The following is a 14,555-nucleotide window of genomic DNA, read 5'->3' as shown; positions in this document are numbered from 1 at the left end:
CTTCGGGTGGCCCGGCCGCCCGGCCCGGCCCGCCTCCCTCAGGCCCGGCGCCGCCCGGCCCGCACGGCCGGGCGGCGCCGGGCCTGTGGTGCACAGCCACGGCGCTCGGGGTTCACAGCCACGGCGTGACCCGGGCGCGGGAACGCGGCCGGGGGCCGGTCGTCCGGCCCAGCAGCCGGAATGTCTGGAAGAGGGTCAGCGGCCACAGCACCGCGAAGCACCACAGCAGCGCGGGGTCCGAGGTACGGATTCCCATGACGGCCACGAACGCCGAGGCGAGCGCCAGCAGGAGCACGGCCGCCGGCAGCCACAGCGCGCGTTTCGGCCGGACCATGCGGCGCGCGAACCGGCGGTCCTGCCTGAGGTTCGCCTCGATCTGCAGCAGCGCGAGCCGCTCATGCGCTGACAGCCGTACGTCGTCGTGCATCTCCCACATCTCCCAGTCGTCCACGGTCACGGCACCTCCTCCGCCGGCCGGCGGTTCCCGTTCCGCGCCACCGGGTTCCCCGGACGGCCAGGCCGATGCGATACCGGGCAGCGGGAGAAGGGCCGGGCCACTGGCCGTGGCGGGGGAACTCCACCTGCCAGGCGGTGGTCTGCCCGACTTCGACGTGCTCCCACGCGGCCCGCGACGGACGCCGTACGGCCCGTCGACCGCTCGCCATGAGCACCCCATGCGCAGGTCCGGCCGGGTGGACCGGCCGAAGAACGCCCGCTCCGGCCCTGGGCGGTGCTCGCGGCCCGTCGTGGCCGCCGTCGTCATCGTCCTCGTGAACGTGCTGCTGACGGCTTGACAGGGCAGGGCGGCCCGGTCGTGCGGGGCCGCCGGGGACCGCGGAGCGGTGGGTGTTCCCGGGGTCGCCCACCGTGACGGCGGGCGTCTGCGCGTGACCTCCCCTCGGTGCAGGGCAGATACTGCCATTAGCTCCATCAGCGAACTCGGCCCGACTCGGAGACACAGGTCTCACGCCCACCCGCAAGGCTCACGAGGAGATACCGATGAGGATGCTGATCAACGTGCCCGAGACCGTCGTGGCGGACGCGCTGCGCGGTATGGCGGCCGCGTATCCCGATCTGAACGTGGACGTGGAGAACCGGGTGATCGTCCGCCGGGACGCTCCGGTGGCCGGACAGGTCGCGCTGGTGTCGGGCGGCGGGTCCGGGCACGAGCCGCTGCACGGCGGGTTCGTCGGCCCGGGCATGCTGTCCGCCGCCTGCCCCGGGGAGGTGTTCACCTCGCCGGTACCGGATCAGATGGCACGCGCCGCGGCCGCCGTGGACAGCGGCGCCGGAGTGCTCTTCATCGTGAAGAACTACACCGGCGACGTCCTCAACTTCGACATGGCGGCCGAACTGGCCGAGGACGAGGGCATCCAGGTCGCCAAGGTGCTCGTCAACGACGACGTGGCCGTCACCGACAGCCTCTACACGGCCGGGCGGCGCGGCACCGGCGCGACGCTGTTCGTGGAGAAGATCGCGGGTGCGGCGGCGGCCGAGGGGCAGCCGCTGGAGCGGGTGGAGGCCGTCGGCCGCCAGGTCAACGAGAACTCGCGCAGCTTCGGCGTGGCCCTGAGTGCCTGTACGACCCCGGCGAAGGGCAGCCCCACCTTCGATCTGCCCGACGGGGAGCTGGAGTTGGGCATCGGCATCCACGGCGAGCCGGGCCGGGAACGGCGGCCGATGATGACTTCCGGCGAGATCGCCGACTTCGCGGTGAACGCGATCGTGGAGGACATGCCTCCGCGCGACCCCGTGCTCGTGCTGGTGAACGGCATGGGCGCGACGCCGCTGCTGGAGCTGTTCGGCTTCAACGCCGAGGTGCAGCGGGTGCTGCGCGAACGCGGAGTGGTCGTGGCCCGCACCCTCGTCGGCAACTACGTCACCTCCCTGGACATGGCGGGCGCCTCGGTGACGCTGTGCCAGGCGGACGAGGAGCTGCTGCGGTTGTGGGACGCGCCGGTACGGACCCCGGCGCTGCGCTGGGGAATGTGATACGGCGGACCAGGCGCCCACGTGCCGGCCGCACCGGTCAACAGCCCTACCACGCAAGGAGATCCCGTGCTCGACGCCGACTTCTTCCGCCGCTGGATGACGGCGGCCGCCGCATCCGTCGACCGCGAGGCGGACCGGCTCACCGCCCTCGACTCGGCCATCGGCGACGCCGACCACGGCAGCAATCTGCAACGCGGCTTCAGGGCCGTGACGGCCGCCCTGGACAAGGAGGCGCCGCAGACGCCGGGTGCCGTCCTGATCCTGGCCGGACGGCAGCTGATCTCGACGGTCGGCGGTGCCTCCGGACCGCTGTACGGCACTCTGCTGCGCCGGACCGGCAAGGCGCTCGGCGATGCCGCCGAGGTGGGCGCGGAGCAGCTCGCCGAGGCGCTGCGCGCGGGCGTGGACGGGGTGATGGCGCTGGGTGGTGCCGCACCGGGCGACAAGACCATGATCGACGCCCTGGTGCCGGCCGTGGACGTCCTCGGCACCGGTTTCGCCGCCGCACGGACCGCCGCGGAGGAGGGCGCGCAGGCCACCACGCCGCTGCAGGCACGCAAGGGCCGGGCGAGTTATCTGGGCGAGCGCAGCATCGGCCACCAGGACCCGGGGGCGACCTCGTCGGCGCTGCTGATCGCCGCGCTGGCCGACACGGCGGAGGCGGACGGTGAGTGAGGACCGGCTGGTCGGGATCGTGCTGGTGTCGCACAGCGCGGAGGTGGCCGCCTCGGTCGCCGAGCTGGCGAAGGGCCTGGCGGGCGGGGCGACGGCGGTGCCGGTGGCGCCCGCGGGCGGCACCGAGGGGGGCGGGCTGGGCACCAGTGCCGAGCTGATCTCCGCCGCGGCGGGCGCGGTGGACCGCGGGGCCGGGGTGGCGGTGCTCACCGACCTGGGCAGCGCGGTGCTCACGGTGAAGGCGCTGCTCGCCGAGGGCGACGAACTGCCGGACGGAACGCGCCTGGTGGACGCGCCGTTCGTCGAGGGTGCGGTGGCGGCGGTGGTCACCTCCGCCGCCGGTGGCGACCTGGACGCGGTGGAGGCCGCGGCGGCGGAGGCGTACAGCTACCGCAAGGTGTGACGGTCCCGCGGCGGGGCCGCGCAGCGGCCGGTCACTTCTTCGCGATGAACTGCCGGGCCAGCCGCTCCCCCGCCGCCACCGCGGCCGCATGACTCTCGATGGGTCTGACGTGAGAGTCCCGGAAGACGATGTAGGTCACGCCGGACGGTGCGCCGCCGGTGAGCGGGTCGGGCCGGATACCGAGGTTCCGTGCGGTGGCGTAGGAGGCCTCGCCGATGATGTCGCGCGGGCCGGTGTCGCCGACCACCGCGTACTGCACCCGCCCGTCGTGGACGACGGCGGCCACCGAGCCGCCGCGCACCCCGTGGTCGCGGTAGTCCCAGCGGAAGCTCGGTGCCGGGACCACGATGTACGGCAGGCCCTCGGCGCTCAGGTGACGGCCGTCGGGCTGCTGGAAGGCGGTGGTGGGGGCGAACAGCGGGTCGGTGCCGCGGTTGCAGTGGGTGGAGGCCCGGCCGTCACAGTCGATGTCGAGGTCGGCCTTCCAGAACACGGCGCCGCGGGTGCCGCAGACGCGGACGCTCTTGCGGGTGCCCGAGTCGGTGCGGTACCGGCCCTTGGAGACCTGGGCGCACGCGCCGGTCCGGGCCAGCAGTTCGGCGGCGGTGACCTTGCCTTCGCTGTGGGCGGCGGGGTGTTCCCGGGGCGGGACGGCGGTGGCCGGGACGGGCAGGGCCGCCGGGGCGAGCAGGGCGACGCCGGCGGCAGCCAGCGTCAGGTGCGGGACACGCACGACGAGGGACCCTCTCTTAGGGGACATTGCGGACATTCAGCCCACTGTGCGGTGGGATCCGGACGCATGCCCGCCGAGGCCGCTCCGAAGGGGCCGGATGGAGCACACTCCTGACACCCCGTAAGGGGAATCAGGGCGGCGGGAGAGGGGGACGACGGGGGCCGGAGGGTCCGGGCCGGCGTCGGTCCGGCCCCTCCGGCCACCCGCGCCGGCGCGAAGCGGGCGACGACAGCGTGTCCGCGCCACAGGCGTGAACTTCCCACTGCTGCCAGGCAGTTCAGCCGTTGAGAGGATCAGCATACGTAATGTCCGGGAGGGGTCGCCAACACGCCCCCTTGCCGCGATCGCACCGGGCGGGTCATATTGGTCCGGACCTTTATCGTGATTGCCGATGCCGTCCCCGGGGAGGCAGAGCCGTGCGACGCGTCCCCCTTCCGCTCGTACCGGTCTGCGGGGCACTGCTGCTCGTCGTGTCCTGCGGCTGGAACCGGACCGACGACGCAGAAGGCCGCGCACCGGGCGCTCCGGCCGGGATCACCGCCGCCGCGGGCAGCGCCACGAGCGTGCACGTCATGTGGAACGCGGCGCCTGCCGGCTCCGCGGTCCGCTCCTACGAGGTATATCGCGGCACCACGAAGGTCGCTGATGTACCGGGCTCGCAGCACATGGTGGACGTCACCAGGCTCAGGCCGTCCACCATGTATGCCTTCACTGTGCGGGCCCGGGACTCCGCGGGCCGGCTGGGCCCGCCGGGCCGGGCGGTGCGGGCGCGGACGCCGGCCGCGGTGGCGGCGGACCGCTCGGCGCCGACCCGGCCGCCGAAGACCACCGGGCGAGCCGTGGGCAGCCGCGCGGTCCAGCTGTCCTGGGGCGCCTCGCGGGACGACCGGGGTGTGCTGTCGTACGACGTCTGCCAGGGCGGTGTGAAGATCCACAGCGTAGGCGGGAGCCAGACCGCCACCGTGGTCACGGGTCTGCGCCCCGGCAGCCGATACGTCTTCACGGTCCGGGCCCGGGACGCCGCCGACAACCTCTCCCCCGTCGGCACCCCGGTCCGCCTCACCACCCCGGGCAGCGACGACGGGCGGGACACCGCACCCACCGGCTTCACTGCCGGCACGCACCGCTCCGGCGGGGCCTACTACATCGACCTCGCCTGGGATCCGCCCCGCGCGGACGGCGTGATCACCGAGTACCGGATCCAGTTGGACGGCACCGCGGCCTCCTCGCTCGTCTGGGGCGGCACACCCCCGAGCGGCCGGGCACACCACAGCTTCTATCTGGGCACCACCGCCGGCGAGGAGCACCGGGTACGGCTGCGGGCCCGGCTGCCGGACGGCACCTGGGGCGGCTGGTCGGCGGAGCGGACGGTCGGCACAGGAGGCTGACGCGCACACCGGTCCGGGGCGACCGGCCGGCGGAGCGGACGGTCGGCACAGGAGGCTGACGCGCGCACCGGGACGGTGTGCCGTCGTGCGCCGGGGCGGTGTGCCGTCGTGCGCCGGACGGAGTAATCCGTCACCTGACCGGGCGCCCTCCGGGTGCGGGCGCGCCCCGGACCGCGTTGGCTGCGGTAGAGGCAGCACGGCCGTTTCCCGACCCTCGGCGGCGCATGGGACGTACCGCCGACCGTGCAGCCGGAGGCCAGCCCATGCACACCTCACGACTTCTGTTCCGCTCCGGCCTGACCCTGGCGGCCGCCGCCGCTCTCCCGGCCGCGCTCGCCGTGCCGTCCGCCGCGGCCTCGGGCATCTCGGTCAGCACCACCGGCTCCACGGTCTCCGTGGTCACCAGCGCGTGCACCCAGATCAACGGCAGCTGGGGCACCGCGGCCCTGCTGACCAGCAGCCAGGCGAGCTTCGCCCAGGGCAGGCAGGTGGCCCTGTCCGGCACGTCCGTCAGCCAGTCCGCGGCCTGGTCGTCGGTGAGTCCGGGGACGTACACCGTGGTGGTGGTCTGCTCCAGCGGCAGCACCGCGGGCAGCCAGTCGGTGATCGTCTCCTCGTCCGCGAAGCCGACGATCTCGGCCACGTCCAAGGCAGCGCCCTCCCGGGGCGTGATGGGCGGCCTCGGCGGCGCCGCCCGCGACTACGGTCCGCTGACCCTCGGCATCGGTGCCGCACTGGTCGGTGCCGGGGTCGTCGCCACCGGCTGGGTGCTGCGCCGCCGTTCGAAGCCGTACCGGCTCTGAGGCGCGCCCCGGCCCGCCGTCAGCCCTGCCCGTCCGCGGGCGGTTCGGCGAACTCGGCCAGGGCCTGGGTGAGCCACCGGGTCCAGAAGGTCTCCAGGTCGATGCCGGCCCGCAGCACCAGGTGGCGCAGCCGGTCCTGCGGGCCGTCCCGGTCCGGCGGGAAGTCGCGCTTCTCGATCTCCCGGTACTCCGCCAGCTGCCGCCGGTGCAGCTCCAGATGGCGGCGCAGATCGGCCTCCAGGCCGGCCGTGCCGACCACGGCCGCCGCGCGCAGCCGCAGCAGCAGCACGTCCCGCTGCGGCTTGGGATCCTGCGCGGCGGCGGTCCAGCGGGCCAGCTCGGCGCGGCCGGCGGGCATCACCTCGTAGCTCTTCTTCTGCCCGCGGGCCGGCTGCTCCGTGGGCAGCGTCCGGATGAAGCCCTCGGCCTCCAGTTTCCCCAGCTCGCGATAGATCTGCTGGTGCGTCGCGGACCAGAAGTAGCCGATCGACTTGTCGAACCGGCGGGTCAGCTCCAGCCCCGACGACGGCTTTTCCAGCAGGGCGGTGAGGATCGCGTGCGGCAGGGACATGGACTCATCCTAGGGACGGGCCGGTCCGGGGACTCCGGCTCCGGACCGGGCACCGGCGGCGGCAGCGGCTACAGCGCCGCCGCCAGCTCCGTGCCCTGCTTGATGGCCCGCTTGGCGTCCAGCTCGGCCGCGACGTCCGCGCCGCCGATCAGGTGCGCGCTGCGCCCGGCGGCGACCAGCTCCTCGTACAGGTCGCGGCGCGGCTCCTGGCCGGTGCAGAGCACCACCGTGTCGACCTCCAGGACCGTGCTCTCCTCGCCGACGGTGATGTGCAGGCCGGCGTCGTCGATCCGGTCGTAGCGCACGCCCGGCACCATGGTCACGCCCCGGTGCTTCAGCTCGGTGCGGTGGATCCAGCCGGTGGTCTTGCCGAGTCCCGCACCGACCTTGGTGGTCTTGCGCTGGAGCAGGTGCACCTGGCGCGGCGGAGCGGGCCGCTGCGGCGCGGCGAGGCCGCCCGGCGCCTGGTAGTCCATGTCGACGCCCCAGTTCCTGAAGTACGTCTGCGGGTCCTCGCTCGCCTTGTCGCCGCCGTCGGTGAGGAATTCGGCGACGTCGAAGCCGATGCCGCCGGCGCCGAGGACGGCGACGCGGTCGCCGACGGGGGCGCCGTCGCGCAGGACGTCCAGGTAGCCGAGGACACGGGGGTGGTCGACGCCGGGGATGTCGGGGGTGCGCGGGGTTACTCCGGTGGCGACGACGACCTCGTCGTAGCCCTCCAGGTCGCCGGCACCGACCCAGGTGCCGAGGCGTACGTCGACGCCGTGGGCGTCGAGCTGGTGGCGGAAGTAGCGCAGCGTCTCGTCGAACTCCTGCTTGCCGGGGACCTTGCGGGCGACGTTGAGCTGGCCGCCGATCTCGCTCGCCGCGTCGAACAGGGTGACGCTGTGGCCGCGTTCGGCCGCCGAGACCGCGCAGGCGAGGCCGGCCGGACCGGCGCCGACGACGGCGACGCTCTTCTTCCGCCGGGTCGGCGAGAGCACCAGCTCCGTCTCGTGGCAGGCGCGCGGGTTGACCAGGCAGGAGGTGATCCGACCACTGAAGGTGTGGTCGAGGCAGGCCTGATTGCAGCCGATGCAGGTGTTGATGGCCTCCGGGGTGCCGGCGGCGGCCTTGGCGACGAAGTCGGGGTCGGCGAGCATCGGGCGGGCCATGGAGACCATGTCGGCGCAGCCGTCGGCCAGCAACTCCTCCGCGAGTTCAGGGGTGTTGATGCGGTTGGTGGTCACCAGGGGCACCGAGACCGCGCCCATGAGCTTCTTCGTGACCCACGTGTAGGCGCCGCGCGGCACGGAGGTCGCGATGGTGGGGATACGGGCCTCGTGCCAGCCGATGCCGGTGTTGATGATCGTGGCACCGGCGGCCTCGACCGCCCTGGCGAGGGTGATCACCTCGTCCAGGGTCGAGCCGCCGGGGACGAGGTCCAGCATGGAGAGCCGGTAGATGATGATGAAGTCCTCGCCGACGGCCTCGCGCACCCGCTTGACGATCTCGACGGGGAACCGCATGCGGTTCTCGTAGGAACCGCCCCAGCGGTCGGTGCGCCGGTTGGTCTGGGCGGCGATGAACTCGTTGATCAGGTAGCCCTCGGAGCCCATGATCTCCACGCCGTCGTAGCCGGCCTGCCGGGCGAGGCGGGCGGCGCGGGCGTAGTCGTCGATGGTGCGCTCGACGTCGGCGTCGGTCAGCTCGTTCGGCACGAAGGGGCTGATCGGCGCCTGCAGCGGGCTCGGCGCGACCAGGTCCTCGTGGTAGGCGTACCGGCCGAAGTGCAGGATCTGCATGGCGATCCGGCCACCCTCGCGGTGCACGGCACCGGTGATCTCGCGGTGCTGCTCGGCCTCCGCCTCGGTGGTGAGCTTGGCCCCGCCCTCGTACGGCCGCCCCTCCTCGTTGGGTGCGATGCCGCCGGTGACGATGAGACCCACTCCCCCGCGCGCGCGGGCCGCGTAGAACGCCGCCATCCGCTCGAAGCCGCGGTCGGCCTCCTCCAGGCCGACGTGCATGGAGCCCATGAGCACGCGGTTGGGCAGGGTGGTGAAGCCCAGGTCGAGCGGGCTCATCAGGTGCGGGTAACGGCTCATCGAGGCCTCCGTGCGGGGTGTCGTCACCCCCTGTTGTAGAGGAAGCCCGAGGCTTTATGCAACTAGTTGCACAACCGCCGGAGAGTGACACCAGCCACTCTGTACCTACTCGTATGTACACACAGGTCCGACCGGCCCCTCGCCCGAAAGCGTCACCCTGAACGAGAACGGCTCCCCCCGACTGGCCCTTCGGCCACGGACCGAGAACGGCTCCCCCGACTGGTCCTTCGGCCACGGACCGACGCAGTACGCCCCCGGCCGGCGGCGAGCCGGCCGGGGGCGTCGTCCGGTCGTTCAGCGACTCTCCAGGAGCAGGTGCAGGTCCCGCTCCTGATCGCCGGAGGCCGTGCACGTCTCCTGCACGGCGAAGATGGAGTCCAGGGTGCTGCGGAACCGGTTCACGGCCCAGTAGCCGCCCTGGATGTCCGCCTGGACGGACCCGCCGAGGTGAACCGGCGGGCAGCCTCCTCCGCGCGCGTCCGCGACGTCGTACGTGCCGAGCCACACCATGGGGCGGGTCTCGTGAAGCTGCTGCGGGTCCTCGTCCGCGCCGCGGTCGGAGGCGAAGCAGGACCTCAGTGCGTCGAAGACGAGGCGGGCGTCCTCCTTGGAACCGCTGATCTCCACCGTGACGGTTTCGGGATGCGACCGCTCCGTGTGTGCCATTGATCGCTCCTTTCGTGGCCGCGCTGCGGTGGAACGGGGTACCCCGCCGAACCGCGTCCATCCTCAGGAAAACACCACCGGCCGCCGCGCACACCTCAGCTGCGCGAGAACTTGTACGTCTTGCTGTCCGTCAGCACACAGAATCCGGGCGAGATCATGATCACGCGCAGGATGCCGCTGCGGCGGTCGTAGTCGATGCCTTCCGTCTCGAAGCCGCCCGAGCAGGAACTGCGCATCGGCAACTGGCGCAGGGCCGTGACACGGCCGGAGACGTCCGCCGAGCCGGGGGCGGCCGACAGGTCGATCCGGAGCAGCGGCTTGGTGATGCCGAAGAGGCTGCCTTCGGGGTCGTCCGAGGAGCACAGCAGGGTGGCCGGACCGGAGAAGTCGCAGCCCTGGACGTCACGGACGGCGTGGTCCAGGCGGACGGTGGAGGCCTGCGGGAGGTTCGCCGAGGGGGAGGTGGACGCGTTGACGCCCGGGGTCGGGAAGACCAGCAGGCGGGTCATGGTGCCCCACTCGCCGGACAGCATCCACTGGCCGTCGGGCGAGATCGCGGCCCAGGAGTTGTTCAGCGCCTCGCCCGGGCTCAGCGTGTGGACGTACTCCGACCAGGCGCCTCCGGGCGCCTGCACGCGGAACATCTTCGAGTTGCCGGAGTCCCGCTGGTAGGGCTCGATGTAGTAGCCGTTGTACGAGGCGTCGGGATCGCCGACGTGGTTCCAGCCGCGGCTGGAGACGCCGATGGGGATGGTGCCGATGCCGGTGTACCGGTTGGGGCTGTTCACCGGGACCTCCACCGACGCCAGGCCCTGGCTCTCGGTCAGCGGGTCGGCGCGGTCGGAGCCGGTCTCGGTCCAGGTGTCGGCCGCGGCGGCGGGCGTGGGCGCGGCGAGGGACACGACGGCGGCGGTGGCGAGGGTGACGAGTCCGGCGAGGACTGCATGACAACGTTGCCGGGCGGACGGGGGCATGGCCGACTCCTCGAAGCGGAGGGACACAGGGCGGGTGGGCGGGAACTGGGCGTGCGGGTGGGCGGGAACTGGGCGTGCGGGTGGGCGGGAACTGGGCGTGCGGGTGGGCGGGAACTGGGCGTGCGGGTGGGCGGGAACTGGGCGTGCGGGTGCGCGGGGGGAACGCTCGGTGCGGGGTGGGCGGGAACGCTCGGTCGGCGGACAGTCTGGCGTGGCCCCGTGGTCATGTACAGGCCAATGGAGCAACATGGGCGTGAACTCTCACGGCCGGCCGGACCGCGCTGTACGGTCGGCAGGAGGCCCCGCACCGCGCCACGGCCGGCACGGCGACCTCGGCGGACGTCCGCCACGTGTTGAGAGATGGTGGAGGTACACGGCCAAGGCGTCGGAGAGTCGGGTGTGAGCGCGGTAGAACAAGGGGAGTCGGCACGGGGGACGGCGTGCCGTGCGAACGGGCGAAGGCGGTGCGTGGCATGAGTGCAGCCGAGGCTCCGGCGGCGGAGAGCGGCGAGCCGGCGCGCGGCCCCGTGCGCCCGGGCGGGCTGCTCGACGTGCTGGGCGTGGCATCGGTGGTGCTGGACACCGAGGGCCGCATCGTGCTGTGGAGCCCTCAGGCCGAGGAACTGTTCGGGTACACCGCGCAGGAGGCCCTCGGTCAGTTCGCCGCCCGGCTGATGGTGCACGAGAGGCACCTCGAACTGGTCAGCAAGCTCTTCGCCGACGTGATGCGCACCGGGCAGAGCTGGGCAGGGGGCTTTCCGGTCCAGCACAAGGACGGCAGCACCCGTCTGGTGGAGTTCCGCAACATGCGGCTCCTGGACGACCGCGGGGACGTGTACGCGCTCGGGCTGGCCGTCGACCAGTCGACCGTGCGGCGGCTGGAGCAGGACGTGGCGCTGTCCGAGCGGATGGTGATGCAGTCCCCGATCGGCTACGCCGTCCTGGACACCCAGCTGCGGTTCGTCTCCGTCAACCCGGCCCTGGAGAAGATCAACGGGGTGCCGGCCGCCGACCACGTGGGACGGACACTGCGCGAGGTGCTGCCGGGCCTGGACTCCACTGTCGTGGAGACCGGCGCCCGGCAGGTGCTGGAGACCGGTGCGCCGGTGATCGACAGCACGCTGGTCGGCCGCACCCCCGCCGACCCGGACGAGGAGCACGCCTGGGCGCACTCGCTGTACCGGCTCGAGGACGCGACGGGAAACGTGCTGGGGGTGGCCGTCTCGATGGTCGACATCACCGAGCAGCACCGGGCCTCCCTGGAGGCGGAGGCGGCACGGCGCCGGCTGGCGGTCATCGCCGATGCCTCCGCCCGGATCGGTACGACGCTCGAACTGGAGCGGACCGCCTGCGAGCTGGCCGACGTCGCCGTACCGGAACTGGCCGACGTCGCCGCCGTGGACCTGCTGGACGCGGTGGTCGGGGGCAGGCCCAGCACGCTCGGTCCCTCGGAGGCCGCGGTGATCCGTGCCCTCGCGGTACGCCCGGCGGACGACTCGGACGCGGTACGGGCCGCCGACCCGCCCGGCCAGATCGCCCGGTACGCGCCCGACCGGCTGGTCACCGAGTGCGTCCGCACGGGGGAGGCGGTACTGGTACCGCAGGTGAAGGACGAGGACCTGCCGCGCATCGCCCGCTCCCCCGAGACGGCCGTTCTGCTGGGCCGGGCCGGGCTGCACTCGTACCTCGCGGTGCCGCTGATCGCGCGCGGCGAGGTGCTGGGCGCGCTCGACCTCAAACGCACCCGCAACCCGGTCCCGTTCGACGAGGACGACGTGCTGCTCGCGCGGGAACTGGCCGCCCGCGCGGCCGTGCAGATCGACAACGCGCGCTGGTACCAGAACGCCCGCAACACCGCCCTCACGCTGCAGCGCAGCCTGCTGCCCAGCCATCCGCCGGTCACCACCGGCCTGGAGGTGGCCTCCCGCTACCAGCCCGCCGGGGCCACCAGTGAGGTCGGCGGCGACTGGTTCGACGTCATCCCGCTGGAGGGGGACAAGACCGCGCTCGTCGTGGGCGACGTGATGGGCAGCGGCATCAGCGCGGCCGCCACCATGGGCCGGCTGCGCACCGCGACCACCACGCTGGCCGCGCTCGACCTCGACCCGGCGGTACTGCTGGAGCACCTGGACAAGACGACGTCGGCCCTCGACCACTCCATCGCGACCTGCGTGTACGCCGTCCACGACCCGCATCGCCGCCAGTGCCGGGTCGCCAACGCGGGCCATCTGCCGCCGGCCCGGGTACGGCCCGGCCGCCCGCCGGAACTGCTCGACCTGCCCACGGGCGTGCCGCTGGGCGTGGGCGGGGTGGCCTTCTCCACCGTCACCGTCGACTTCGAACCCGGCGACGAGCTGGTGTTCTACACCGACGGGCTGGTGGAGACCCGCTGCCACTCCCTGGACGAGCGACTGGCCTCCCTGCTGTCCCTGCTCGGCGACCCCGCCCGCCCCCTGGAAGAGGCCTGCGACCTTCTCCTGCGCGCGCTGCACCACCCCGCCAACCACGACGACGTGGCCCTGCTGATCGCCCGGGCACAGGAACTGCCGTAGCCGGCGTGCCCGGCCTCACGGCGCCCGGCCTCAGCGGCTCACCACGGTCTCCTGTGCCAGCCGCGTCAGCTTCTCGGGGTTGCGCACGCAGTAGATGCCGGTGATGAGACCGTCGTCCATCCGCATCGCCACGACCAGGTCGATCTCGCCGTCGATCCGTACGATCAACGCGGGATGGCCGTTGATCCGGGCCGGATCCAGCGTTGCCGCGGGGCCCCACACCGCCACAGCGACGGCCAGCAGGCGGGTGACCGCCTCGGCTCCCACGGTGGGCCAGGGCGTGGCCTGTCTGACGCCGCCGCCGTCGCTCAGCGCGACGACGTCCGGTGCGAGGAGGTCGAGCAGGCTCTGCAGATCGCCCGTCCGCACAGCCGACCGGAAGGCCCCGAGTGCGGCCTGGGCCTCGGTCGCCGAGACGGCACCGCGCGGGCGGCGCGCGGCGACGTGCGCCCGCGCCCGGTGGGCGATCTGATGGACCGCCGCCAGACTCTTGTCGACGGCTTCGGCGATCTCGTCGTACCCGAGGTCGAACACGTCACGCAGCACGAACACCGCCCGCTCCACGGGCCCGAGCGTCTCCAGGACCAGCATCATCGCCATGGAGATGCTGTCGGCCAGCTCGACGTCGTCGGCCACGTCCGGCGCGGTGAGCAGCGGCTCGGGCAGCCACGGGCCGACGTAGGACTCCTTGCGCCGCCCCAGCGCGCGCAGCCGGCCGAGCGCCTGCCGGGTGGCGATGCGGACCAGGTACGCACGCTGGTCCCGCACCGTGCCCAGATCGACACAGGACCAGCGCAACCAGGTCTCCTGCAGGACGTCCTCGGCGTCGGCGGCCGACCCGAGCATCTCGTAGGCGACGGTGAAGAGCAGGTTGCGGTGGGTGACGAACGCCTCGGTGGCGGGGTCGGGACGGTGGCCGTCCTCGCTCATGCTCGGCTCCTGATTCATCGCATGTGAATGTGCCGCACATACGACGCCGGACCCCGCCGTTCCCTGACGCGCCAAGCCTGTGATGCGCGACACAACGCGTCGGTGTCAGGCCTTGTGTCCCGCCGGCATCTCATGGTCGACCAGCACGCGGAAGAAATGAGAGGGAGTCACCATGTCCACCGACCTCACCGAGATCCCCGGCTACACCGCGGGCACCTGGGCGATCGACCCGGTCCACTCCCATGTCGGCTTCGTGGTCCGGCATCTGATGATCAGCAGGGCTAAGGGCCGCTTCACCAGGTTCGACGGCCGGATCGTCACCGCCCTCGATCCGCTGAAGTCCGAGGTGACCGCGACCATCGACATGGCCTCGGTCGACACCGGCAGCAAACAGCGCGACGAGAACCTGCGCGGTGCCGACTTCTTCGAGGTCGGCACGTACCCCACGATGACCTACCGCTCCACCGGCATCAGGGCCGACGGTGACGGCTTCACGATGGACGGCGAGCTGACCCTCAAGGGGGTCACCCTGCCGGTCCCGCTGAAACTGGAGGTCAACGGCTTCGGCGTCGATCCCTTCGCCCCCGCCCCGGCCACGGGCGCCCGCGCCGGCTTCACCGCCACCGGCGAGATCGACCGGACGGACTTCGGCCTCCGATACAACGGCCCCCTCCCCGGCGGCGGTGTGCTGCTCGGGGAGAGGGTCCAGATCGTCCTGGAGGTGGAGGCAGCCCTGCAGGGACCGGGCGAAACCGTCTGAGCGGCGCCGCAGGCCCCGGGCGAA

General features: G+C 72.8%; 14 protein-coding genes. 7 read left to right on the top strand and 7 right to left on the bottom strand.

All coding sequences use genetic code 11. The features are described 5' to 3' along the window. Positions 1 to 112: 112 nt before the first annotated feature. Positions 113 to 457 carry a DUF3040 domain-containing protein gene (locus ACZ4SF_RS28755; RefSeq protein WP_468389694.1) on the bottom strand — a complete coding sequence of 115 codons (345 nt, stop codon included), beginning with the start codon at positions 455 to 457 and terminating at the stop codon, positions 113 to 115. 542 nt (positions 458 to 999) lie between these two features. Between ACZ4SF_RS28755 and dhaK the strand changes: the two genes are divergently transcribed. From dhaK to ACZ4SF_RS28740, 3 genes are all read left to right on the top strand, one after another. Beyond that, on the top strand, positions 1,000 to 1,992 hold the full coding sequence (gene dhaK / locus ACZ4SF_RS28750; protein ID WP_468389692.1) for a dihydroxyacetone kinase subunit DhaK: 993 nt from the start codon (positions 1,000 to 1,002) through the stop codon (positions 1,990 to 1,992). A gap of 66 nt (positions 1,993 to 2,058) precedes the next feature. Beyond that, positions 2,059 to 2,667: a dihydroxyacetone kinase subunit DhaL gene (gene dhaL, locus ACZ4SF_RS28745; protein ID WP_468389689.1), complete on the top strand. Its 609-nt coding sequence runs from the start codon at positions 2,059 to 2,061 to the stop codon at positions 2,665 to 2,667. Continuing rightward, positions 2,660 to 3,070: a PTS-dependent dihydroxyacetone kinase phosphotransferase subunit DhaM gene (locus tag ACZ4SF_RS28740; protein WP_468389686.1), complete on the top strand. Its 411-nt coding sequence runs from the start codon at positions 2,660 to 2,662 to the stop codon at positions 3,068 to 3,070. The genes dhaL and ACZ4SF_RS28740 overlap by 8 nt, the downstream gene beginning before the upstream one ends. Positions 3,071 to 3,101: 31 nt before the next feature. On the opposite strand, the gene ACZ4SF_RS28735 is transcribed toward ACZ4SF_RS28740, so the two are convergent. Next, positions 3,102 to 3,803 carry a glycoside hydrolase family 75 protein gene (locus ACZ4SF_RS28735; RefSeq protein ID WP_468389683.1) on the bottom strand — a complete coding sequence of 234 codons (702 nt, stop codon included), beginning with the start codon at positions 3,801 to 3,803 and terminating at the stop codon, positions 3,102 to 3,104. Positions 3,804 to 4,219: 416 nt separating this feature from the next. Here ACZ4SF_RS28735 and ACZ4SF_RS28730 point away from each other — a divergent pair, with 416 nt between their 5' ends. Both ACZ4SF_RS28730 and ACZ4SF_RS28725 read left to right on the top strand, forming a co-directional pair. Then, on the top strand, positions 4,220 to 5,191 hold the full coding sequence (locus ACZ4SF_RS28730) for a fibronectin type III domain-containing protein (RefSeq protein WP_468389680.1): 972 nt from the start codon (positions 4,220 to 4,222) through the stop codon (positions 5,189 to 5,191). 263 nt (positions 5,192 to 5,454) lie between these two features. Beyond that, positions 5,455 to 5,994 (top strand): hypothetical protein, encoded by a 540-nt coding sequence (locus ACZ4SF_RS28725; protein ID WP_468389677.1) that lies wholly within the window; start codon positions 5,455 to 5,457, stop codon positions 5,992 to 5,994. 19 nt (positions 5,995 to 6,013) lie between these two features. Here the strand turns inward: ACZ4SF_RS28725 and ACZ4SF_RS28720 are convergent, their stop codons facing one another. From ACZ4SF_RS28720 to ACZ4SF_RS28705, 4 genes are all read right to left on the bottom strand, one after another. Then, positions 6,014 to 6,565: a PadR family transcriptional regulator gene (locus tag ACZ4SF_RS28720; protein WP_468389674.1), complete on the bottom strand. Its 552-nt coding sequence runs from the start codon at positions 6,563 to 6,565 to the stop codon at positions 6,014 to 6,016. 68 nt (positions 6,566 to 6,633) lie between these two features. Beyond that, entirely contained in the window at positions 6,634 to 8,649 is a 2,016-nt protein-coding gene (locus tag ACZ4SF_RS28715) for an NADPH-dependent 2,4-dienoyl-CoA reductase (RefSeq protein WP_468389673.1), read from the bottom strand. A gap of 294 nt (positions 8,650 to 8,943) precedes the next feature. Beyond that, the gene (locus tag ACZ4SF_RS28710) at positions 8,944 to 9,315 is read right to left on the bottom strand and encodes a hypothetical protein (RefSeq protein WP_468389670.1); all 372 of its coding nucleotides are present in this window, start codon (positions 9,313 to 9,315) and stop codon (positions 8,944 to 8,946) included. Positions 9,316 to 9,410: 95 nt separating this feature from the next. Continuing rightward, entirely contained in the window at positions 9,411 to 10,289 is an 879-nt protein-coding gene (locus ACZ4SF_RS28705; RefSeq protein ID WP_468389668.1) for a hypothetical protein, read from the bottom strand. Positions 10,290 to 10,762: 473 nt separating this feature from the next. On the opposite strand from ACZ4SF_RS28705, the gene ACZ4SF_RS28700 reads away from it, so the two are divergent. Next, on the top strand, positions 10,763 to 12,841 hold the full coding sequence (locus ACZ4SF_RS28700; protein ID WP_468389665.1) for a SpoIIE family protein phosphatase: 2,079 nt from the start codon (positions 10,763 to 10,765) through the stop codon (positions 12,839 to 12,841). Positions 12,842 to 12,871: 30 nt separating this feature from the next. Here ACZ4SF_RS28700 and ACZ4SF_RS28695 read toward each other — a convergent pair whose 3' ends face one another. Beyond that, the gene (locus ACZ4SF_RS28695) at positions 12,872 to 13,789 is read right to left on the bottom strand and encodes an RNA polymerase sigma-70 factor (RefSeq protein WP_468389664.1); all 918 of its coding nucleotides are present in this window, start codon (positions 13,787 to 13,789) and stop codon (positions 12,872 to 12,874) included. Between the two features lie 154 nt (positions 13,790 to 13,943). On the opposite strand from ACZ4SF_RS28695, the gene ACZ4SF_RS28690 reads away from it, so the two are divergent. Further along, positions 13,944 to 14,531, top strand: a complete 588-nt coding sequence (locus tag ACZ4SF_RS28690) for a YceI family protein (RefSeq protein ID WP_468389661.1) — start codon at positions 13,944 to 13,946, stop codon at positions 14,529 to 14,531. The last annotated feature ends 24 nt before the right edge of the window (positions 14,532 to 14,555 follow it).

Source organism: Streptomyces sp. NPDC027663 (genome assembly GCF_055566415.1).
This window is presented reverse-complemented; position numbering and strand designations above follow the sequence as displayed.

Coding starts and splice junctions, on each gene's coding strand:
- dhaK (WP_468389692.1), top strand. CDS start 1,000: ATGAGGATGCTGATCAACGTGCCCGAGACCGTCGTGGCGGACGCGCTG.
- ACZ4SF_RS28725 (WP_468389677.1), top strand. CDS start 5,455: ATGCACACCTCACGACTTCTGTTCCGCTCCGGCCTGACCCTGGCGGCC.
- ACZ4SF_RS28720 (WP_468389674.1), bottom strand. CDS start 6,565: ATGTCCCTGCCGCACGCGATCCTCACCGCCCTGCTGGAAAAGCCGTCG.
- ACZ4SF_RS28715 (WP_468389673.1), bottom strand. CDS start 8,649: ATGAGCCGTTACCCGCACCTGATGAGCCCGCTCGACCTGGGCTTCACC.
- ACZ4SF_RS28710 (WP_468389670.1), bottom strand. CDS start 9,315: ATGGCACACACGGAGCGGTCGCATCCCGAAACCGTCACGGTGGAGATC.
- ACZ4SF_RS28705 (WP_468389668.1), bottom strand. CDS start 10,289: ATGCCCCCGTCCGCCCGGCAACGTTGTCATGCAGTCCTCGCCGGACTC.
- ACZ4SF_RS28700 (WP_468389665.1), top strand. CDS start 10,763: ATGAGTGCAGCCGAGGCTCCGGCGGCGGAGAGCGGCGAGCCGGCGCGC.
- ACZ4SF_RS28695 (WP_468389664.1), bottom strand. CDS start 13,789: ATGAATCAGGAGCCGAGCATGAGCGAGGACGGCCACCGTCCCGACCCC.
- ACZ4SF_RS28690 (WP_468389661.1), top strand. CDS start 13,944: ATGTCCACCGACCTCACCGAGATCCCCGGCTACACCGCGGGCACCTGG.